We start from the raw sequence: 19,701 nt of genomic DNA, 5'->3' as shown, positions 1-19,701 counted from the left end.
GACGAGTTCACCAGGTGTTCGCTTGCCTCCTGTTTCGACACCCATCAATATCGATAGATGTCGAAACGGGAGTTATCGTTGATCGGCGTGCCCTCACCGTCGTGTGAGGTCACGCCCCTGGTCCGCCAACCGTTGACCGCCGAGGCCGCCGCCGAGCTGGCCGGCGTCTTCAAGGCATTGTCGGACCCGGTGCGGTTGCGGCTGCTGTCGGTGATCGCCGGCCACGCCGGACAGGAAGCTTGCGTCTGCGACATCTCCGCAGGCTTCGACGTCGGCCAACCCACCATTTCCCACCACCTGAAAGTCCTGCGTGAAGCCGGGTTGCTCAGCAGTGAGCGGCGCGGGTCGTGGGTCTACTACCGCATCGAACCCGCCGCTCTACGTCAGCTGGCCGAGCTGCTCGACAGCACCGCCCCCGCGGCGGTCACCCGATGACCGACCGGGCGCGGCGGCTGCTGGCGGAGTTCGTCGGCACCGCGCTGCTGGTCACCGTCGTAGTCGGTTCCGGCATCGCCGCCCAACAGCTTTCGCCGGGGGATGCCGGATTGCAGCTGCTGGAGAACTCCACCGCGACCGTGTTCGGGCTCGCGGTGCTGATCCTGGTCTTCGGACCCGTCTCCGGCGCGCACTTCAACCCCGCCGTCTCAGCCGCCGACTGGCTGCTGGGCCGCCGCCACCGCACCGGACTGACCGGCCGGGACCTCGGCGGCTACCTCACCGCCCAAACCATCGGCGCCGTTCTCGGCGCGGCCCTCGCCCACGCCATGTTCGACCAACCCGCGCTACAGATCTCCACCCACCACCGCCTCACCAGCGGCCACCTGCTCGGCGAAGTCGTCGCCACCGCCGGACTCATCGCGGTCGTCTTCGCCCTCGCCCGATCCGGCCGCGCCGCGCTCTCGGCCGCGGCAGTCGCCGCCTACATCGGGGCGGCCTACTGGTTCACCAGCTCCACCTCCTTCGCCAACCCCGCCGTCACCATCGGACGCGTGTTCACCGACACCTTCGCCGGAATCGCCCCCACCTCCGCGCCGGGATTCATCACCGCCCAAATCCTCGGCGCGCTCCTGGGCCTGGCGCTGATCGCCGCCCTCTATCCGACCACCGCGACCGCGGCCGGTGCCGACAACGCTGTCGTCCCCCACGACACCATCACCACGCCGACCGTCACCGACTGAAAGGCCCTCTCCAGCAATGCCGCCCACACCCAGCGTGCTGTTCGTCTGCGTCCACAACGCCGGACGCTCACAAATGGCCCAAGCCTTCCTCACTCACCTCGCCGGCGACGCCGTGGAAGTCCGCTCCGCCGGCTCCGCACCCGCCGAGCAACTCAACCCCACCGCGATCGAAGCCATGCGAGAAATCGGCATCGACATCACCACCCAGGCCCCGACGATCCTCACCCCCGACACCGTCGAGTCCTCCACCGTGGTCATCACCATGGGCTGCGGCGACGCCTGCCCCTACTTCCCCGGCGTCGACTACCGCGACTGGAAACTCGACGACCCCGCGGGCAAAGACCTCCACACCGTCCGCGCCATCCGCGACGAAATCCGCACCCGCGTAGAGGAACTCCTCACCCAACTCCTCCCGCAGCCCCGCCCACCGGCCTGACCCGCCGAATCCCTGCACGACACCTGTCGCTGTTTGCTAACGTCCCACCCAAAGCCGCTGAGCTGCACAAACAACTCAACCAATCAGCTGCCAGCCGCCCGGTCCCCAGAGAAATCACCTTACGCCAATGGGCACCATGGGGACCTGCCCAACCCGAATAGCATGGGATCCCGCCCGGGTCGGTTGGCGCGATGGGCGCCCGGCGAAGCGTCGTTCCGGTAACCTGGGTGCGGGAGAATCGGCGGACAGGTGGTCAGGAGACTGGCATGTCCATGCCTGGTTCATCGCTTTCCGCGCACGTGCTACCAAGCTGGCCTTGTTTCTTGCCGACCAAGCGAGTTCTGAGTACGACCATGCAGTCGCGGGTTGCGGTCTACCGAATCGCAAGGGCTGGCGCGGAACTCGACACGCTTTCAGGTGTAGCTGGCATCACCTTCAGCGGAGTGTGCAGCGAGTTCGTAGGCTCGCCACCGGCCGGTGGTGATATCGATGCTCGTTCAAACTATCCGGGCGCGCATCGCAGCCATGGAGACGAAGTTCGGTCGCAACGTCGGCTTCCTTCCGTAATAACCTGCAGAACAGAGTTTTTCGCGCTCGATCGGCTGGCATCGGTTTCCGGTGCACGCTTGTGCGCTGCTGGGGCTGGTCCGCACATCCTTTTTGCGGACATGCGTGGAGGCTTCCGAGCCGACCCCGCGCATTCCGCCAGCTTCAGTCCAGTACTGAACGTTGAAAGCGCGGGGGCACAGCATGTCTGCTGAGACGAGCAATCGGGGGGTTAACAGAGAAGGCGATGAGCCTGGCATCATCGGAGTGGTTTGCCCCGACAGCCCACCCGCGCTGACCGACGACGCGGCCAGGGCACTGCTTGCGCTTCTGCTTCGACATTCCCGCGAACACTCCGGCGAGAGGGACGACGATGCCGACCGAACCCAACGAATGGGCCGTCCTCGACGAACTGCTGGGACTGGTCCCCGAAACCGTCGAAAGCGCCGGTGATCAACGGTTCGCGTTCTATGGGCGCTGCTCGACCGAGGACAATCAGGATCCGGAGACCTCGTATCGGTGGCAGCGGGGCAACGCGGAGAAGTTCGTGTCCGAAGCGTCGATCGTTGCCGATTACTTCGACATCGGCCAGTCGAGGTCGGTGCCCTGGCATCGCCGCCGGGAAGCCGCGCGGCTGCTGGCCGACTTGAAGAATCCGGGTCGAGGGTGGACGGCCATCGTTGTCGGTGAGGGGACTCGGTGCTGGTTCGGTAACCAGTTCAGTTTGGTTGCGCCGCGACTGCAAGCGCATGGGGTGGAGGTGTGGGTGCCGGAACTCGGCGGGCGTTTCGACCCACGGAATGTCACGCATTCGATGATGATGAGCATGCTCGGCGGGCTGAGCGAGTCCGAGCGCCAGCATGTTCAGCAGCGCACCCGCGCGAGTATGGACGCTCAAGTTCTCAACGAAGGTCGACACCAAGGAGGTCGTCCGCCCTACGGGTATGTGGTGGTCGACGGTCCGCCGCATCCGAACCCCAACCGGGCCTCCGATGGGTTGAAGCTGCGGATCCTTTCCCTCGATGTGAGCACAGCCCCGGTGGTGCAGCGGATCTTTCGTGACTATCTTGCCGGCTGCGGCGATAAGGCGATCGCCATCGCTCTGAACCGGGAGGGTGTGCCGTGTCCGTCAGCGCACAGGCCGGACCAGAACCGGCATCGCGCCAAGGACGGTTGGCAGGCCGGAACGGTAGCCGCGATCCTGCAGAATCCCCGATACACCGGCTACGCGGTGTTCGGGCGATGGACCAAGCACGAAGAACTACTCGATCCCGACGACGCTGCTGCCGGTAACGTCACCCGGTTCCGGCGCTCACCGACACACCGCATCGTTCGCTCGAAAGGCCCCGCGCATCCACCCGTCATTTCGGTAGAAACCTTCACCGAAGCTCAACTGCTGCGGCGCCAGCGTGCAGGCGGCGGCAACCGCACTCGCGCCAAGCTCGAACGCAACAGAGCATCCAGCGGTCTGCGCCCGTATCTACTGAGTGGCCTCGTGCGCTGCGCGGGCTGTGGTCGAAAGATGCAGGCGGAGTTGGTTCGTGACGCCGTGTACTACCGATGCCGCGCCAAGACCATCGCCCCCGGGAGTCCGGTCTTGCAGGACCATCCCCGGACAGTGAACCTGCGCGAAGATGTCGTCGTCGGGCCGATCGACAGCTGGCTGGCGAGCTTGTTCGATCGCGAGCACAGCGAAAAGACCATCGCGGCTCTCGCGGCCGCGCAAGACACCGATGACACCGACCTTCAGCGGCGCACCCTTCGGAAACGCGTCACTGATGCCGAGGCCAGACTCGCTCGTCACCTCGCCGCCATCGAGGCCGGAGTCGATCCGCAAGCCCTCGTCACGGCCATGAACGCGGCACAGGCGGGCAAAGCGGCAGCTCAAGCCGAGTTGAAGAGCCTGCCCAAGATCAACCTGCTCACAGAAACCGAGATCCGGAAGTTGATCGAATCCCTTGGCGATATCCGCGCGGTGCTCGCTGCGGGAGATCCGGCCGATAAGGCCCGGTTGTACCGAGCCTTGGCTTTAGAAGTGCGCTACCAGCACCAACAGCAGCGCGCGATCGTTGGTGCTACCCCCTGTGGGGTTAGCACTGGTGTCCGGAGGGGGAAAAGGACACCGAAACTGCGGCAAATATGCACACTTTTCGTGTACATGGCTTCACCATACACGTTCTCCGTGTCCAGGCGGTCGTTGGATACCATTCCGTGGCAGGAGTGCCCAGCTATGCGGATAAGCGAAGCGCTTTGTGCTGCAACGCTGTTGGATCGAGTGGGTAAGCGCTGCTGCGTTGGTGCGAACACCGCAGGAGCCGAGGATATGATCCGAAGCACATATACACGGCCGAATGCCATTGCTGTAGTTGTCCCTACAGCTACGTGGAGTCGGATCATGCTGCCCTGACACAGTTTCAGCATTGCTACATGCCGGTACTTTTGTCAATGGTTCAAGGTCATCCAGCTAATATTGACTTTGACTAGTTCACGAATGTTCAGTGATTCGATGGCTGAGGGATGACGGTATTCCGCCTCTGGGGAGATCACGGAGCTGCAGCGGTGCCACTCGGGCGGAGCTAGTACTGCAACGGCACTCAGGTGAGTGGGTGTCCCCGTTGGCGGTAGTGGGATAGGCGGGCCTGGTGTTGTCGTCGGCGTCGCCAGTTCGACCACGCCCAGACCGTACTGGCGCAGCGTAGGGCCGGTAGGGCCAGGGCGATCGTCAGGCGCCGGATCTCCGGTAGCGTGAGGGCGATCATGTCTTGATCGCGGTCGCTGATTCCCCTTTTATGGCAACGGCTTTGGATCCTGTGAGCCAGGCCAGAGCGAGCATGGACAAGGTGATGTGGGCATACCAGGCCCGCCAGCTGCGGACCTGGTAGTGGTCGAGGCCGGCTTCGTTCTTGGCCTGCTGGAAACACTCCTCGATGCGCCATCGAGCCCCGGCGATCCACGCCAGATCGGCGATCGTGGACCGGCGTGGTCCGTAGCAGACGTAGTACGCGATTTCGGCAGGGTTGGAGATGCTGCGTCGTGCCAGTAGCCAGTGTCCGCGCCCGGGTTCCCAGAGAACACGGATAGGGACACGGGCCCAGTCGTAGTCGCGTGGCCCATGTGCCCCGGCACCGGCAGAGATCCGCTGCCACGCCGTGGCCGGGAGCGCGGCGACGAGTTCGTCTGCGCGTGCCTGGGTCCACCCGGTCGTGACCAGGGTGTCGTTTCGGCGGGTGGCCAGCACGTGGGCGATATCGTGCTGTTCGAGCCAGAACCGCAGATACTTCACCGCACCATAGGCTTCATCAGCGGTGAACCAACCAAACGGCACCTTCGCGGCCAAGGCCCGGGCGAGCATCGCGATCACCAGCCGCGGCTTGGTCGCGAACTCCACCGCATCGGGGATCCCGGCGGCCCGACAACGAGAACGGTCTTCGGTCCATGATTCGGGCAGATACAACTCCCGATCCACCAGCGCGTGCCCGCGCGCAGACGCATACGCCAGAAATACTCCGATCTGGCAGTTCTCCGTGCGCCCAGCCGTGCCAGAGTACTGGCGTTGCACCCCAGCCGATTTCACGCCCTTCTTCAGGAACCCGGTGTCATCGGCGATCAGTACCGCGTCCTGGCCACCGAGTCGTTCGGCCACATAGGCGCGAACATCGTCACGGACACCGTCGATATCCCAATCCGCCCACCGCAACAACCGCTGCATCCCGTCCGGACTCACCTCACCGGCCCGCTCGGCCAATGTCCACCCGTTCTTACGCTCCAGCCCGGCCACCAGTCCGGTCACATACTCCCGCACCCGCCCCCGCGGCTCCGACCGGGTGAACCGGCCCCCGATCCGAGCACACAGCGAATCCAACTCCGCTGCAACAACATCCACGACCACGCAGGCACGATACTCGAACCGAGTGCCGTTGCAGTACTAGGACTCGGCGGTGCAACTGAGCAGCGCACGTTCCACGATGCTCTGCCACCATTGCCGACCGCTAGCTGTTGCAGAGTGACTGGCATGGCTGTTGCAGCACACCGCCCGCACCTCCCTCGTCGAACGGGACATCGGAACGTCGTTGATTGCGCACGATTGAGGCAGGTGCATCCACAACGTGTCTCTGGTTGCTGCGTGGGTGAGGGCGATCATTGTCGACATGGAGCGATGAGGACCGGGATGCTGCTGGCTTGCAGCACTGCTTGACTGACGGAGCCGAGCGCGGCGCCCGCGACTCCGCCGCGGCCACGACTGCCTAGTACGACCAACTGCGCGTACCGGGAGGCCTCCAGCAGCCGCTGCGCTGGGCGGCCCTCTACGACGACTTGATCTACGCGAACGTCCGGGTACTTGTCGGTGATGGCTGCCAGGCTTTGGTCGAGCAATGCCTGGGCTCGCTCCTGCACTGCGTCGGGTGCACCGTTTCGACCGGACCATGTCGTCACGGCCACAAGCCCTACTTTCCGACTCGCCGCTTCATCGAAACCAATCTCTACCGCGCGTGCGCTACAACGCGACCCGTCTACCCCTACCAGGACCGGAACATGAGACGAAGGCGGCACCGTTTCGACAACAGCCGGAATGACGGCCACTGGGCAATCGGCGTGCTTCATCAGCCCGACGCCGACCGATCCGAACAGCACGCGCTCCAACGGATCCAGACCCCGAGCGCCGATGACGATCAACTGGGCCGCCGCTGACCGAGCGGCCAAAGCCGCGACCGGTGAGGGCAGATCGAGGAAGGTCTGAACCTCGACGTCCACGGGGAAGCCATCCGACTCACTGACGATGCTTCGTCCGTTGCCGAGTGCGGCCTCACCTATTTTCCGGTATGCGCCGATGTCGAACAGCAAAGAGCCGATCAAAGGCAGGGCATGGACCGGGACGCCGATGGCGTGCACAAGATGCAGCGGTGCCTTACGGCGGGCAGCCACCGCCGCGGCCCAGCGAATGGCAGCGAGCGACGCCGGCGAGCCGTCGACTCCGACAATGATTGGGCGACGCGCGATCACAAACTGCGGCCTTTCGGATCAGGATGTGCGGTAGGCAGGGCGGGTGCTCTCCAGGTGTCCGGCTCGCCACTATTTTGATATATATCAATATAGTCGCCCGTCGAAATCGCTGCGCCGATCGTTCCACTGTAGGACAGGGCGCCTCTGTTGATCGTGTGGGATCGCCTGTTTCGACACTGTGCTGCTCGAACGCCACTCACCTATTCGTATGCCGCCCGGCCTGCTGTTCACTTGTTCTCGGATTTCGGACGATCGATACATCTGCTGACGCGGGACACTCCAGCGCCGAGCCCGGTTTCCGCGCCGGGGCGTTCAGCCGTAGGTCCCGCACAGGGGTGACGTCCGCCCCTGGTCACCGGGCTTGTGGCGCGCAGACGCTGAGGGCATGGCGAATTCGCGAGGTGTGTCGGTCACGGGCACTTCCATCGCCCCGGTGGTGGCCGCGTATCACGGGCTCACCGCTCACGAGGTGGTACTGCTGCTGGAGAGCGACCAGCACCGAGGACTCGGTGAGCAGCAGGTCGCCGAGCGCCGGGCACGTTTCGGGCCGAACGTGCTGCCTGAACCTGCGGGCGCCGGAATGCTGGTCCGCGGTCTGCGCCAGTTCCACCACCCCCTGATCTACGTGCTGCTCGCGGCTGGTCTGATCACGGCCGCGCTCGAGGAGTACGTCGACTCGGCGGTGATCTTCGGTGTAGTGGTGATCAACGCGGTCATGGGAATGGTTCAGGAGTCGAGGGCCGAGGCCGCGCTGGAAGGTCTGCGGTCGATGACCACTACCAACGCCCGGGTGATCCGCAGCGGGCAGGAGCGGACTGTGCCTTCGGCCGAGCTGGTGCCGGGTGATCTCGTTCTCGTGGAGGCGGGTGACCGGGTGCCGTCCGACATCCGGCTCATCACCGCGGAGGAGTTGCGGCTGGACGAGTCCGCCCTGACCGGCGAATCCGTGCCCGTCGTCAAGGACAGCGGCGTGCTCCCGGAGACACTCGAGGTGGCCGACCGGCGGAACATGGTCTACTCGGGCACACTGGTCACCTCGGGCAGCGGAGCCGGGATCGTGGTCGCCACCGGTGCGGTGACGGAGCTGGGTGAGATCCATCGGCTCGTCGGCGCCGCGGAGACGCTCGCCACCCCGCTGACCCGAAAGCTGGCCAGCTTCAGCAAGATCCTGACCGTCGGCATCCTCGGCCTTGCCGCAGCGACCTTCGCCGTCGGCCTGCTGCGCGGACAGGATGCGGTAGAGACGTTCACCGCGGCGATCGCGCTGGCGGTTGGGGCAATACCCGAGGGGCTTCCGGCAGCAGTGACGATCACTCTGGCCATCGGGGTGTCGCGGATGGCGCGACGACGGGCCGTGATCCGGCGCCTGCCGGCGGTGGAGACACTCGGCAGCACCACGGTTATCTGCTCGGACAAGACCGGCACCCTCACCGAGAACCAGATGACGGTGCGGACCGTGTGGACCCGGGACGGCCGGTTCGAGGTGAGTGGGTCCGGCTACATCCCGGTGGGTGTGCTGCGGGATATAGCCGGCGCGCCGGTGCCAGCGGACATCGACCGGGCGCTGCGGTGGTCGTTGCTGGCGGGTGCGGCCTGTAACGATGCCGCCCTCACCGAGCGCGACGGCCGCTGGGACGTCGTCGGCGACCCCACCGAGGGTGCGATGCTGGTGGTGGCCGCCAAGGCGGGACTGGACCCCTCGCGGGTGCACAAGATGTTGCTCCGGCAGGCGACGATCCCGTTCAGCTCCGAACGTGGCTACATGGCCACTTTGCACCGCGACACCACCGCCGCTGACCCGTCGGCTCACGTGGTCCTGGCCAAGGGCGCCGTCGAACGGCTGCTCGACCTGTGCGACGGGCAGATGGACGCCTCCGGCGCCGTGCAGTTCTTGGACCGCGCCGCGGTCCTGCAAGCGGCCGATGACCTGGCCGGGCAGGGTCTTCGGGTGCTGGCGACCGGGATGCTGGCTTCGCGCGATTCGGTCGGGTTCGATGCCGCAGAGCTGCCCGGTCACCTGGTCCTGACGGGGTTGCAGGCGATGTTCGACCCCCCGCGCGCCGCCGCGAAGGAGGCGGTGGCGGCCTGCCGCAGCGCAGGCATCTCGGTGCGGATGATCACCGGTGACCACGCGGCAACCGCCACCGCGATCGCCGGTGACCTCGGGTTGCTCGATCACGCCGACCGGAGCCGGGTGCTGACCGGTGCCGAGCTGGCCGCATTGCCCGCCGAGCAACTGCCGGAGGTGGTGGACCGCACCGCCGTCTTCGCCCGTGTCTCACCCGAACAGAAGCTACGGCTGGTAAAGGCATTGCAGTCCCGCGGACACGTGGTCGCTATGACCGGCGACGGCGTCAACGATGCTCCCGCCCTTCGCCAGGCCAGTATCGGGGTGGCGATGGGGCGCAGCGGCACGGAAGTCGCCAAGGATGCCGCCGACATGGTGCTCACCGACGACGATTTCGCCACCATCGAAGCCGCTGTCGAACAAGGCCGTGGCGTGTTCGACAACCTCACCAAGTTCATCACTTGGACCCTGCCGACCAACATCGGCGAGGGAATGGTCATTCTTGCCGCGATCGTCGCCGGTGCCACGCTGCCGATCCTGCCGACCCAAATCCTGTGGATCAACATGACCACTGCCGTACTGCTGGGCTTGATGCTCGCCTTCGAACCCGAAGAAGACGGGATCATGACCCGCCCGCCGCGCGATCCGGCACAGCCGCTGCTCACCCGCGCGCTGATCGTGCGGATCCTGCTGGTCTCCACCCTGCTGGTTGCCGGCTCATGGTCGGTGTTCGAATGGGAGCTCGCCCGCGGAGCCGACCTGGCCGAAGCCCGCACCGCGGCGGTGAACCTGTTCGTCGTGGTCGAAGCCTTCTACCTGTTCAGCTGCCGTTCCCTGACGCGGTCGGCATGGAGAATCGGCCTGTTGTCCAACCCGTGGGTCATCGCCGGACTCACCGCACAAGCGATCGGCCAGCTCGCTTTCACCTACCTGCCCGCCATGAACACCGTGTTCGACACTGCGCCCCTCGACACCGCCACCTGGCTGCGCATCCTCGCCATCGCGACGGCCGCAAGCGTCGTGGTCGCGGTAGATAAACGTCTCCGGCGCTGAGGGCACACCGGCGCTGGAACACGTGGGTTGTGTGGCGGCCCGCCGCCTCGACCATATGCCCCGCTGTTCGAGACGCCGGTAACTCCGTGCAGCATCTCTCGGTCGGAATGGATGCCAGGTGCGGGAGGATCTGCCACCATGACATGAACATGCCTGGCATCGCTGGCATTTCGCCCCGACGCGCGAGTGCGGAGCGTGACTCGTTTGTCCCTGCATGGGGCGTCCGGAAGCAGCCGGATGGCTGTCGCGGGCTCACCTGTGATCGGAGACGACACCCGCGCTCGCCTGTGTGTTCTCCGCAGCGCCGAGGCGGCGGCGCAGGTTGGCGAACTGCCGCGCCTGCATGATCAGGTGAGCGGGCTGACCAACGAGGAAGTCGGTGACCGCCATCAAAGGGCGGGGCGCATCCCGCCCGATGGTGCGCACCACCAGGCGAGTGCGTCCGCCGGGTAGCTCGATGAGATGGAAGCCCCACACACCTTGCGTGAACATCCGGGGGAGCGGGCCACGAGGATCGAAAGGACGGCCGCTGGGCAACGTGAGATCACTGCGCAGCACCAACGTCGTCGGACGATCGATGATCGCCACCGTGAAATACATGCGTCCGTCGACTGTCGCACTCACACGGTCGCCCACGCACAAGTCCTGCCATTTCGGCACAATCCTTGTCGCGCTGGGCCGCCCGCCATTGTCCAACCGGTCCCAGCTGTACCAACCAGCACGGTCGGCGCCCATCTGAACCAGCCAGCACCAGACGGTTTCCCGGGGCGCCTCGAGGGTTGTGGCCATGGTCGAGCAGCCAGTCGGGGCCGGAACCAGTGTGTCACCGGGGTACTCGGCTGCCACCTCGGCAGGGGTGGCGCCCCAGCGCAACATCCGGTGCCGCAGCGCCAACGCCGCCACCGCGGCCAGCGGAAGAACGAGCCATCGCATATTCGTGCCTCCCGTCGGGGGTCTGTTCGTATGTTCAGCTCAGCAGCCAGGGTCCCGGCAGGGCCGATGGTCCTGACGACCCGGCCGATAGCCTTTCGGCCAGCAGCCGATCACACGGCACGCGTGCCGTGCTCGCGGCATGTTCACCGGCCGATCCGAGCGATGCGTGCACCGACAAGCAGCGCCGTGACAGCGACGGCGCCGACCACGGTGATGAGTCGATTGACGTCGATAGCCGGTCGCCAGCTCAGTCGGCCGTTACGCAGCACATAGACCCCGACGGGCTTGGCGCCCAGGCCGAATCCGACGCCGGAACCCTCCTGTCCGCCCTTGTCGGCGCCCGTGCCGCCGCCCGCACCGCCGGATACGGCGGCGACGGCGATCAGGGTGGTGCCGTCCCGCTCGACGGGCTCGGCGTACACCCGTTGGACCGTCATGGCCTCCTTCGCAGAGTCGAGAATGTCTTCGACCTTCATTGCGTCTCCTCTCTCGCACGCTTGTACGGGTTGCTCCCGTCGGCCAGTTCAGGGTCCAACGGCAGCCACACGCGAACGAGAGTCGATCGGCCCTCAATCGTGGGAGGAACGGCAACAGATCCACCGGCAACCGCCGTGCCGGAGAGTGATTCGAGCATTATCCGCCTGTGTGAGCATGCTTCCCTCTCGCCAGGCATTGCTACCGTCCTGGCCCGCCCTGCGTGATTGGTCCGATTTCATGGCCCGGTTGGAGTCGAGGCCTGCTTGGACGTCCCTCGAAGGCCATATGATTCGAGTCGAGGGGCGTCTCGAGAAGGGTCAGTACATTCTGCGGGCCGAGTTGCCCGGGGTAGACCCGGCCAAAGACGTCGATATCAGTGTCCGGGACGGGCAGTTGACGATCAAGGCCGAACGTGCCGAACGGAAGGAAGAAGGCACCCGTTCTGAATTCCACTACGGCAGCTTCTATCGGTCCATTCCACTGCCGGTCGGCGCGACGGAGAACGCCATCGAGGCCACTTATTCCGACGGAATCTTGACGGTGACCGTGCCGGTATCCGACTCGGAAACTCCGGAAAAGCACATAGAAATCAAGAAGCCAGCTGGAGACAGACACAACTGACTGCCTTGGGGAACCGCTTCGGCGCAGCCACGGAACGCACGCGGCGCCTATCGGCGATGGCCTTCACTTCGCCGCCAGCACTTCATCGAAGAGAATCGCGGCTGACCTGCGGCAGGATCAGCCTGAGTACGGGCGGGTGGAACACCACCCTCCCGTACTTACTTTGCGTGCCGTGATCGAGTGGTGGCGGAGCCGAGGACCGGTCCCAGTCGTAGTGATGCCCCTCGGTCGCGCGCGTGGGCCAGCAGCACCGCCATCTCGGTGGTGATGCTCGCGGAGATCGAATCGATGTCGGGGGTGGTGTCGTAGTCGCCGGTGATGCCGAAGGTCAGGCGGTCCAGGTAGCTGAGGATGGCGATCGTTGTGCGTACCCGCAAGGCGATCGGGATGCAGGGCCACAACTCGGTTATTTTCCTGCCGCCGAGTGTCAGGCGGTGCCGGGGCCCGGGAATATTGGTCGCGAGCGCGACCACGCCGCGCTGGGGGAATGACACTGCCAGTCGGAATACTTCCGCCACGATCCCGAACGGCAGTCGCCGCGATAGTGACAGCAGCGACTTCTCGGCGTCGGCTTCGCCTCGGGATCGGTGCCTGCGGATCTGCTCGTGGACGGCGATGAGGCGTTCGACGGGATGGTCGACCTCGATCGGCAGATGAGCGATCACCGCGGAGACACGGTTGTCCAGTACGAGTTTCGCGTCGGTCGTGCGTGTCGAGACCGGTACCACGATGCGCAATTCGGTAGGGGTGGGATGTTCGCCGCGGCTGAGCAGCAATCGGCGGTAGGCGGCCGTGATGGCGGCGACGGCGACATCGTTGACCGTCACATCGAATGCCGCCGCTATCTCTCGGACCTGCGGGAGCATGGTCCGCGCCAGTGCGTAGCGGCGCTGTCTACCGATGGAGCCGTTGAGAGAGGACTCATCGGCCGGGGCGATCACCGCGTATAGGACCGGCGCGAGGGTGCGCACGGCTCCCACGGCAGAACGCGAGAAAGTCACCGGCGCCTGGACCACTTCCTTCAAACGTTTCAGAATTCCCGTGCGCGCACGTCCTCCGCTCGGACTCCGATGTTCCCCCGCGTCCCCTGCGGCGGGGTCGCAGAAGCTTTCGAGCAGCGTGATCTCAGAGATACCGTCAACCATGGTGTGGTGAGCCTTGAGGATCATCACCCAGCGGTCCTCGGCCAACTGGTCGACCACAACCACCTCCCACAGCGGGTGGTCACGATCGAGCCGCTCGGTCAACTCGGTGGCGATCAGCTCCTTCAGCTCGCTTTCGCCCCCTGGCCCCGGTAACGCGGTCCACCGGATGTGGTGACCCAGATCGAAATTCGGGTCGTCTTCCCACACCGGGGCTTTCAGGTCCAATGGAGTGCGCCGGACCCGCTGCCGCAGCCGTGCATGCCGCTCCAGTCCGCGATCCAGCCAGCCCCGCAGCTCGTCCCTCACCGGGGGCGGTCCCTCGATGATCGCCACTGTTCCGATACCAAGGCTGACCCGGCGGTCGGCGTCTTCCATCTCCATGAAGCCCGTGTCCAGCGGACCCAATTCCGTCATCGCGAACCTGTCCCGGCAGCGGTCGCGGCTGCTGCCTATCGGCTGGAAACTGCCACTGCTACGCAGAAAATCCTCGCGCGACCGAACATTTCGAGTGAGATGCCAAGGTCACCCGCAGAGGTGACGTTGGGCCCCATGCTGCCGGCTTGGGCGATTCGCGCTTCGGCAAGGACGATACCGCCGTAGCCGACCGGGGACCCGCCGCACATCGAGAGCCGGTGACCGGTCGGCGCTTCGGCGAGGAAACCGGTTACGCAGACCTGTTCCTGGCGCTGCTGCTGCCGTGGGCGAGCAAACCAGCCCATCCGGCTCCCTGCGGCATGAGCAGTCAGCTCGCCGACCTGGCGATGATCACCGGCACCTCGGCCGCGTGCAGGACGGCCTGACCGACCGAGCCGAGCGTCATGCCGGCAAAGCCGCCGCGTCCGTGGCTGCCGACGACGATGAGCTGGGCTCTTTCGCCTACCTGGAGTAGCCGCTCGGCGGGGCGGTCCTCGACAACGATGCGCCGCACCCGAACCTCCTGATACTTCTCGCCGTATCCGGCCAGGCTTCGGGAGAGCAGTTCCTCGCCTTCCTCCTGCATATCGGCGCGTGAACTGAAGCGCAGGAAGTCCGACCACGTGTGCACCGCGATCAGTTCGACGCCGCGGAACGCGGACTCGTCGAAGGCGATCTCGACGGCGTGCACGCTGCTCGGTGAGCCGTCGACGCCGACCGCCACCGGGCCGTCGGATGGGGCGGAGGTTTCCGGGATGACGGCGACCGGGCATGCGGCGTGCCGGGCCAGTGCGGTGCTGACCGATCCCAGCAATCTGCGGTGGATGGCGCCGAGCCCGTGCGTGCCGATGACGAGCAGTCGCGCGGTCTTGGAACGATCACGTAGGACCGGGATCGGGGGCGCGTCCACCAGTTCGGTGCTGATATCCAGTTGGGCGATCGGCGCGGATTCGGAGACCGCGACCGCACGGGCGGTTTCCAAGGCATCTCGTACACCCCGCCAGTAACTGTCGAAGTCGAACTGTCCGAGTTCGATACCCGATCCGAAGTTACCCAGGACTCCGATCGCGTAGACGAGGTGTAGCGGCACCTGATGGCGAGCGGCGTCGGCAGCAGCCCAGCGCAAGGCCGCGAGCGCGACGGAGGAGCCGTCGACGCCGACGACGATAGGGGGATTGCTGATAGTGGACATCTGTTGCACTCCTTCCTGCTCCTCGCAGGTACCCATTGCTGATCGACGAGCGGCGCACGGCACCGGATGGTGCGGGCAGCCGAGCCGGGCGACCACGACGGTTACGTGGCCTGCTCCCGTGCCGCTGCCGGTACACAGACGCTATCGACACGCCTACTGCGGTGTGGACGCGGTGGTGAGGTGCTCGGCGATGAGAATGCGGTGGGCTTGTTGGGCCGCGTCGGCCCGGCGCTGGTCGTCGATGTCACTGCTCGGCAATTGTTCGAGCCCGCGGGCGAGAACCGCCACTGCGTCACCTAGCAGCAGCACCCGGTGTTCTATTTCGTCCAGTCGTTCGGTGACGGCGGCGTCAGCCGCGACCCTGTCGCTGCCGGTCCCGCCGCGCAACATTGTGCGCAGAGGTGTCGGCAGCACCCCGGTGCCGATCTTCTCGGCGACGGCGTTGAGCCGTGCGCGCGCGGTGCGCAGTAACGCTGTCAGTGAATCGCTCTTCGGGACCATGGCATCAGCGTCGTCTCGGCAGCCGCGATTCGCCTAGGGTCCGATGGCCCTGAGTGGCGGGTGCTGTCGGCCCCGCTGCCGGGGAACTACTCGTCAGGGGACAACTGCAACCCGTGCCGTCGGCGCACCATGCTCTACACGTGTCCGGGGCACTGCTGACCGACTTGTACGAACTGACCATGGTGGACAGTTACCTCCGCGGGCAGATGACCGCACCCGCTGCCTTCAGCCTGTTCGTCCGGGACCTGCCCACCAACCGTGGGTTTCTCGTCGCCCGGTTCGAAGCCGATCTCGCCGAACTGCCCGAAGAAGCGCGCGACCTGCGCTTCTCCGATCGCCCCGATCCCGGCGATAACACCGCGACTGCGTCTGCTCACCAGTGAAGTCCAAGCTGCCGCACACCGCTTGGCGGGAGCGGTCGAGGACCGGTCGAGTTCTTGCGGTGGTACGGCGCCGGAAATGTAGTACGCACGGCCCGGATCCGTCATCGCGCGCTGAGGCATGGAAGCGGCAACCTGCCGGCGCCGACGCCCCGCGAGAAATCGGGGTGTCAGGTCCGCCCTGCGGATGACCGATAGACGTACGCTGCGCCGAGAAGGACCTTTGCCTGCGACCAATGACCCTACCGTCGGTTCTCGGCCCGTTGCGACGATGAGGGCGGACGGGGACCGAGGAGGTTGGGCCATATGTGGCTGATAGTCGAAGGTCGCAGTGTCGGCGGCACGGTGAAGCCGTGCCGAACCGACATGCGAACGTGGGGGACTGCATCGAGGAAGTGCACGGAAAGGACGGTATGCCGCCTTACCTGGTGCATTGGACCGATACCGGGCATCGGGCACTGACTTTTCCCGGGCCGGACGCACATATAGCGACCCGCGACGAACTGCGTGCGCAGGAAGAAGTCGCAGAGGCACACTTTTCCTCGAGGCACTCGGGGGAGCCGGTCGGCCGCGAAGCCCGCGGGCGCTGAGTAACCGGCACCGATGGCAAATCGGCGGTCCCTCCCCCCGAGCGAGTCGGCGGCGGCGCGGAAGGCGATTGATCCGGGGCGGTCGCAAGGATGCGAAGCGACGGCCGGATGTGCAGACCAATCGGCAAGGATACGAAGGATCTATAGGACAGCCGCGGCTTCCGGGTGAACACGATGACAGACAACACGACGCCACCACGCGGGCAGGTCGATCGGCCGACCGTCGTCGCCGTCGACGGCTCGGCCGTCTCCTATCACGCCGCGGCGTGGGCGGCGGCGGATGCGGCGTTGTATCGGCGCAGACTGTGCATCGTCACCTCGGTTCGGACCGGCTTGGGCGCGAGAGCTCTGTCGGCCGACACCGACGCTGCGCGGAGCCGGGACAGCGAGCGAGTGCTCGGCGAGGCTTTCGAGGTGGCTCGGAAGGCTGCGCCCGACGAGACGCTACCTGTGGAAACCGCACTGATCGCCGCTCCGATCGTTCCGTATTTGATCGATCGTTCGCCATCGTCGGGAATGGTAGTTGTCGGCAGCCGTGGTCTCAGGGCGTTCGGCCGTGGATTGCTCGGATCGGTGAGCGCAGCGGTTACCAGGCGCGCGCGTTGCCCGGTCGCGATCATTCGCTCGGCTCCGGCCACGGATGCGGCGTCCGCGGGCAAGCCGGTCCTCGTCGGAGTGGATGGAACACCCAATTGCGTACCGGCGATCCGCCTGGCGTTCGAAGAGGCCTCGCGGCGCGAGGTCGCGTTGATCGCGCTGCACGCGTGGAGCGATACGCGTGGGACCAATCTCATTCCGACCTGGGACGCCGTGCGCGAGCTGGAGACCGCGCTGCTCGCACAGAACCTGGCCGGGTTCGGCGAGCGATATCCGGAGGTGCCGGTGCGACGGGTGTTGCTGCGCGACAGTCCTGTTCGCTGTCTAGCCGACGAAGCGCGGGACGCGCAGCTACTGGTGGTGGGCAGCCGTGGTCGCAAAGGCGCGACGGGTCTGCTGCCTTGCTCCACCACTTCCGCACTCGTGAATACAGCGCAGTGCCCCATCGTCGTCGTGCGTCAGCTCTGAGGTTGTGTAGGCGTGCCTCGGCGAGTTCTCCGGCCCGACCACGGCGTCGAAGACCGGTGGGATAGGTTGGCCGGATAGGTTGGCCGGTCTCCGCTCACTCGCTGTACATCGCGTGTATCTCCATGGCGAAGTCGCGGAGCACGATGTTGCGTTTGAGCTTCAACGACGGGGTGATGTAACCGTTGGCCTCAGTGAGCTCGGTGTGCAGCAGCCGGAATTTGCGGATGGCCTCGGCCTGGGAGACGGCTTGGTTGCCGTCGTCGATGGCGGCCTGGACGGCGGCGAGCAAGTCGGCGTCGGAGGCGAGGTCAGCGATTGTGGCATCGGCGGGCTTGCCATTGAGCTGCTTCCAGGTGGGGAAGTGCTCGGTATCGATGGTCACCAGGCAGCTGATGAACGGCTTGCCGTCGCCTAGGACGATTACCTCTCCGATGATGGCGTGGGCGCGGATGCGGTCTTCGATCATCGCTGGGGCAACGTTCTTGCCGGCGGCGGTCACGATGATCTCCTTCTTGCGTCCGATGATGGTGAGGTATCCGTCGTCGTCGAGCGTGCCGAGATCGCCCGTGGCGAACCAGCCGTCGCGGAACGTGTCGGCGGTGGCGTGTGGGTTGTTCCAGTATCCGGTGAATACGTTCGGTCCTCGCAGCAGTATTTCGCCGTCGTCGTCGATGCGGACGGAGGAACCGGGGAGCGGCTGGCCGACCGTACCGATCTTCGGCCGGTCATCCGGATTGAACGTGGCGGCCGCACACGTCTCGGTCAGGCCATAACCTTCGAGCACGGTGAATCCGACGCCGCGGTAGAAGTGGCCGAGCCGTTCGCCGAGCGGCGCGCCGCCGGATATGGCGTGCGTAGCGCGCCCGCCCAGCGCGGTACGCAGCCGTCGGTAGACCAGGCGGTCGAACAGTGCATGGCGGATCCGGAGCGGAAGCGGGATTCGTCCGCTGTCCTGGCCGCGGCTGTAGGCGATGGCCGCCGCGGCCGCAGAGTCGAAGATCCGCCCCCGGCCGGCGAGCTGGGCTCGGACCCGAGCGGTGTTGTACACCTTCTCGAAGACGCGCGGCACGCCCAGGATCAGCGTCGGCCGGAACGCCCCGAGTTCCGCGGTGACATCCTTGACGTCGCTGACATGGGCGATGTCGACCGGAACGTACGCGGCCGCCACCTCGGCGATCCGGCCGAGCACGTGGGCCAGTGGCAGGAACAACAGCACCGAGGACTCTCCGGTGCGGAACAGCGTCGGCATCCGAGCGGTGATATTGCCCAATTCGGCCAGGAAGTTGCCGTGGGTCAGCTGACAGCCTTTCGGGCGTCCGGTGGTTCCGGAGGTGTACACGATCGTCGCCAGGGCATCGGCCGACAGAGTGGCTCGACGCTCGGCCACGGCTGTGTCGCTGATCCGGGCGCCCTCCGTGGTCAGAGTTGCGACGGCGCCGGCGTCGATTTGCCAAGTATGGGTCAACTTCGGCAGTTGGTCGCGCACGGTTGCGACCACGACCGTGTGGTTGTCGGTCTCGGTGACGACGGCGACCGCGCCGGAGTCGGAGACGATCCACTGCACTTGTTCGGAGGAGGAGGTTTCGTAAACCGGCACCGTGACCGCACCCGCACACCAGATCGCGAAGTCCAGCAGCGTCCACTCGTACCGGGTTCGGGACATGACAGCCACCCGATCCCCGGCCTGAATGCCGTTGGCGATCAGTCCTTTCGCCGTCGCCCACACTTCGTTGCGGAACTGGGAGGCTGTCACATCACGCCAACGTCCGCCCACTTTGCGGGAGATCACGGTCAGGTCCGGATGCCGTGCGGCGTTGCGCTCGATCAAGTCGGTGAGGTTCGCGTCGGCAGGGACGTGGTACAAAGCCGGCAATCCGAATTCGTGCATGATCGCTCCTCGGCGCCGCTGCCGGGAAGGCACACGGTGCGCTCGACCTAGATCAGCTGCGCACACCCGAGTATGGCCCCGATCGCACCGATGCTGCGATGGCTGTTGGCATTCCTGCCTGAGGACCAAAGTCCTGTGTCGCCAGGGACCCTTCACCACTGCGCCGCGCGGCATCACCCGCGCCGGGCGTGAGTGATGCGGTGGGCGGCCGCC

General features: G+C 65.8%; 18 protein-coding genes. 10 read left to right on the top strand and 8 right to left on the bottom strand.

Annotation, left to right across the window (positions count from 1 at the left end; genetic code table 11):
• Positions 1 to 57: 57 nt before the first annotated feature.
• From ABZ552_RS13365 to ABZ552_RS13350, 4 genes are all read left to right on the top strand, one after another.
• On the top strand, positions 58 to 435 hold the full coding sequence (locus ABZ552_RS13365) for a metalloregulator ArsR/SmtB family transcription factor (RefSeq protein ID WP_281918489.1): 378 nt from the start codon (positions 58 to 60) through the stop codon (positions 433 to 435).
• The gene (locus ABZ552_RS13360) at positions 432 to 1,178 is read left to right on the top strand and encodes an MIP/aquaporin family protein (protein WP_281918490.1); all 747 of its coding nucleotides are present in this window, start codon (positions 432 to 434) and stop codon (positions 1,176 to 1,178) included. The genes ABZ552_RS13365 and ABZ552_RS13360 overlap by 4 nt, the downstream gene beginning before the upstream one ends.
• Positions 1,179 to 1,194: 16 nt before the next feature.
• A complete protein-coding gene (locus ABZ552_RS13355) occupies positions 1,195 to 1,614 on the top strand; it encodes an arsenate reductase ArsC (RefSeq protein WP_281918491.1) in 420 nt (139 codons plus the stop codon).
• A 919-nt stretch (positions 1,615 to 2,533) separates the two neighbouring features.
• Positions 2,534 to 4,567, top strand: coding sequence for a recombinase family protein (locus ABZ552_RS13350; RefSeq protein WP_281918492.1), 2,034 nt, complete (start codon positions 2,534 to 2,536; stop codon positions 4,565 to 4,567).
• 348 nt (positions 4,568 to 4,915) lie between these two features.
• On the opposite strand, the gene ABZ552_RS13345 is transcribed toward ABZ552_RS13350, so the two are convergent.
• Both ABZ552_RS13345 and ABZ552_RS13340 read right to left on the bottom strand, forming a co-directional pair.
• On the bottom strand, positions 4,916 to 6,049 hold the full coding sequence (locus ABZ552_RS13345) for an IS701 family transposase (RefSeq protein ID WP_281918493.1): 1,134 nt from the start codon (positions 6,047 to 6,049) through the stop codon (positions 4,916 to 4,918).
• Positions 6,050 to 6,297: 248 nt separating this feature from the next.
• The gene (locus ABZ552_RS13340; protein WP_357437191.1) at positions 6,298 to 7,161 is read right to left on the bottom strand and encodes a universal stress protein; all 864 of its coding nucleotides are present in this window, start codon (positions 7,159 to 7,161) and stop codon (positions 6,298 to 6,300) included.
• A 385-nt stretch (positions 7,162 to 7,546) separates the two neighbouring features.
• On the opposite strand from ABZ552_RS13340, the gene ABZ552_RS13335 reads away from it, so the two are divergent.
• Entirely contained in the window at positions 7,547 to 10,282 is a 2,736-nt protein-coding gene (locus ABZ552_RS13335) for a cation-transporting P-type ATPase (protein WP_281918494.1), read from the top strand.
• Between the two features lie 252 nt (positions 10,283 to 10,534).
• Here ABZ552_RS13335 and ABZ552_RS13330 read toward each other — a convergent pair whose 3' ends face one another.
• Both ABZ552_RS13330 and ABZ552_RS13325 read right to left on the bottom strand, forming a co-directional pair.
• Entirely contained in the window at positions 10,535 to 11,215 is a 681-nt protein-coding gene (locus ABZ552_RS13330) for a hypothetical protein (protein ID WP_281918495.1), read from the bottom strand.
• 143 nt (positions 11,216 to 11,358) lie between these two features.
• Positions 11,359 to 11,691 (bottom strand): spore germination protein GerW family protein, encoded by a 333-nt coding sequence (locus ABZ552_RS13325; protein ID WP_281918496.1) that lies wholly within the window; start codon positions 11,689 to 11,691, stop codon positions 11,359 to 11,361.
• Between the two features lie 169 nt (positions 11,692 to 11,860).
• Here ABZ552_RS13325 and ABZ552_RS13320 point away from each other — a divergent pair, with 169 nt between their 5' ends.
• Positions 11,861 to 12,313 (top strand): Hsp20/alpha crystallin family protein, encoded by a 453-nt coding sequence (locus ABZ552_RS13320; RefSeq protein WP_281918497.1) that lies wholly within the window; start codon positions 11,861 to 11,863, stop codon positions 12,311 to 12,313.
• 158 nt (positions 12,314 to 12,471) lie between these two features.
• Here the strand turns inward: ABZ552_RS13320 and ABZ552_RS13315 are convergent, their stop codons facing one another.
• The gene (locus ABZ552_RS13315) at positions 12,472 to 13,872 is read right to left on the bottom strand and encodes a wax ester/triacylglycerol synthase family O-acyltransferase (RefSeq protein ID WP_281918498.1); all 1,401 of its coding nucleotides are present in this window, start codon (positions 13,870 to 13,872) and stop codon (positions 12,472 to 12,474) included.
• A 146-nt stretch (positions 13,873 to 14,018) separates the two neighbouring features.
• On the opposite strand from ABZ552_RS13315, the gene ABZ552_RS13310 reads away from it, so the two are divergent.
• The gene (locus ABZ552_RS13310; RefSeq protein WP_281918499.1) at positions 14,019 to 14,258 is read left to right on the top strand and encodes a hypothetical protein; all 240 of its coding nucleotides are present in this window, start codon (positions 14,019 to 14,021) and stop codon (positions 14,256 to 14,258) included.
• On the opposite strand, the gene ABZ552_RS13305 is transcribed toward ABZ552_RS13310, so the two are convergent.
• Positions 14,201 to 15,064 (bottom strand): universal stress protein, encoded by an 864-nt coding sequence (locus ABZ552_RS13305; RefSeq protein WP_281918500.1) that lies wholly within the window; start codon positions 15,062 to 15,064, stop codon positions 14,201 to 14,203. The genes ABZ552_RS13310 and ABZ552_RS13305 overlap by 58 nt on opposite strands.
• A gap of 153 nt (positions 15,065 to 15,217) precedes the next feature.
• Positions 15,218 to 15,565: a hypothetical protein gene (locus tag ABZ552_RS13300; protein WP_281918501.1), complete on the bottom strand. Its 348-nt coding sequence runs from the start codon at positions 15,563 to 15,565 to the stop codon at positions 15,218 to 15,220.
• Between the two features lie 140 nt (positions 15,566 to 15,705).
• Between ABZ552_RS13300 and ABZ552_RS13295 the strand changes: the two genes are divergently transcribed.
• From ABZ552_RS13295 to ABZ552_RS13285, 3 genes are all read left to right on the top strand, one after another.
• Positions 15,706 to 15,948 (top strand): hypothetical protein, encoded by a 243-nt coding sequence (locus tag ABZ552_RS13295; RefSeq protein ID WP_281918502.1) that lies wholly within the window; start codon positions 15,706 to 15,708, stop codon positions 15,946 to 15,948.
• Between the two features lie 305 nt (positions 15,949 to 16,253).
• Positions 16,254 to 16,535 carry a DUF1918 domain-containing protein gene (locus ABZ552_RS13290; protein ID WP_357437185.1) on the top strand — a complete coding sequence of 94 codons (282 nt, stop codon included), beginning with the start codon at positions 16,254 to 16,256 and terminating at the stop codon, positions 16,533 to 16,535.
• A 174-nt stretch (positions 16,536 to 16,709) separates the two neighbouring features.
• Complete coding sequence (locus ABZ552_RS13285) at positions 16,710 to 17,600, top strand: universal stress protein (RefSeq protein ID WP_281918503.1); 891 nt, start codon at positions 16,710 to 16,712, stop codon at positions 17,598 to 17,600.
• A gap of 94 nt (positions 17,601 to 17,694) precedes the next feature.
• Here the strand turns inward: ABZ552_RS13285 and ABZ552_RS13280 are convergent, their stop codons facing one another.
• Positions 17,695 to 19,488 (bottom strand): long-chain fatty acid--CoA ligase, encoded by a 1,794-nt coding sequence (locus ABZ552_RS13280; RefSeq protein WP_281918504.1) that lies wholly within the window; start codon positions 19,486 to 19,488, stop codon positions 17,695 to 17,697.
• Between the last annotated feature and the right edge of the window lie 213 nt (positions 19,489 to 19,701).

The organism is Nocardia sp. NPDC019219 (assembly GCF_040632645.1).
Classification (GTDB): Bacteria; Actinomycetota; Actinomycetes; order Mycobacteriales; family Mycobacteriaceae; genus Nocardia; species Nocardia sputorum.
This window is presented reverse-complemented; position numbering and strand designations above follow the sequence as displayed.

Bases quoted from the DNA above. Each gene is read 5' to 3' on its own strand.
- ABZ552_RS13350 (WP_281918492.1), top strand. From the start codon at position 2,534: ATGCCGACCGAACCCAACGAATGGGCCGTCCTCGACGAACTGCTGGGA.
- ABZ552_RS13305 (WP_281918500.1), bottom strand. From the start codon at position 15,064: ATGTCCACTATCAGCAATCCCCCTATCGTCGTCGGCGTCGACGGCTCC.
- ABZ552_RS13315 (WP_281918498.1), bottom strand. From the start codon at position 13,872: ATGACGGAATTGGGTCCGCTGGACACGGGCTTCATGGAGATGGAAGAC.
- ABZ552_RS13365 (WP_281918489.1), top strand. From the start codon at position 58: ATGTCGAAACGGGAGTTATCGTTGATCGGCGTGCCCTCACCGTCGTGT.
- ABZ552_RS13330 (WP_281918495.1), bottom strand. From the start codon at position 11,215: ATGCGATGGCTCGTTCTTCCGCTGGCCGCGGTGGCGGCGTTGGCGCTG.
- ABZ552_RS13335 (WP_281918494.1), top strand. From the start codon at position 7,547: ATGGCGAATTCGCGAGGTGTGTCGGTCACGGGCACTTCCATCGCCCCG.
- ABZ552_RS13285 (WP_281918503.1), top strand. From the start codon at position 16,710: ATGACAGACAACACGACGCCACCACGCGGGCAGGTCGATCGGCCGACC.
- ABZ552_RS13360 (WP_281918490.1), top strand. From the start codon at position 432: ATGACCGACCGGGCGCGGCGGCTGCTGGCGGAGTTCGTCGGCACCGCG.
- ABZ552_RS13280 (WP_281918504.1), bottom strand. From the start codon at position 19,488: ATGCACGAATTCGGATTGCCGGCTTTGTACCACGTCCCTGCCGACGCG.
- ABZ552_RS13325 (WP_281918496.1), bottom strand. From the start codon at position 11,691: ATGAAGGTCGAAGACATTCTCGACTCTGCGAAGGAGGCCATGACGGTC.
- ABZ552_RS13300 (WP_281918501.1), bottom strand. From the start codon at position 15,565: ATGGTCCCGAAGAGCGATTCACTGACAGCGTTACTGCGCACCGCGCGC.
- ABZ552_RS13355 (WP_281918491.1), top strand. From the start codon at position 1,195: ATGCCGCCCACACCCAGCGTGCTGTTCGTCTGCGTCCACAACGCCGGA.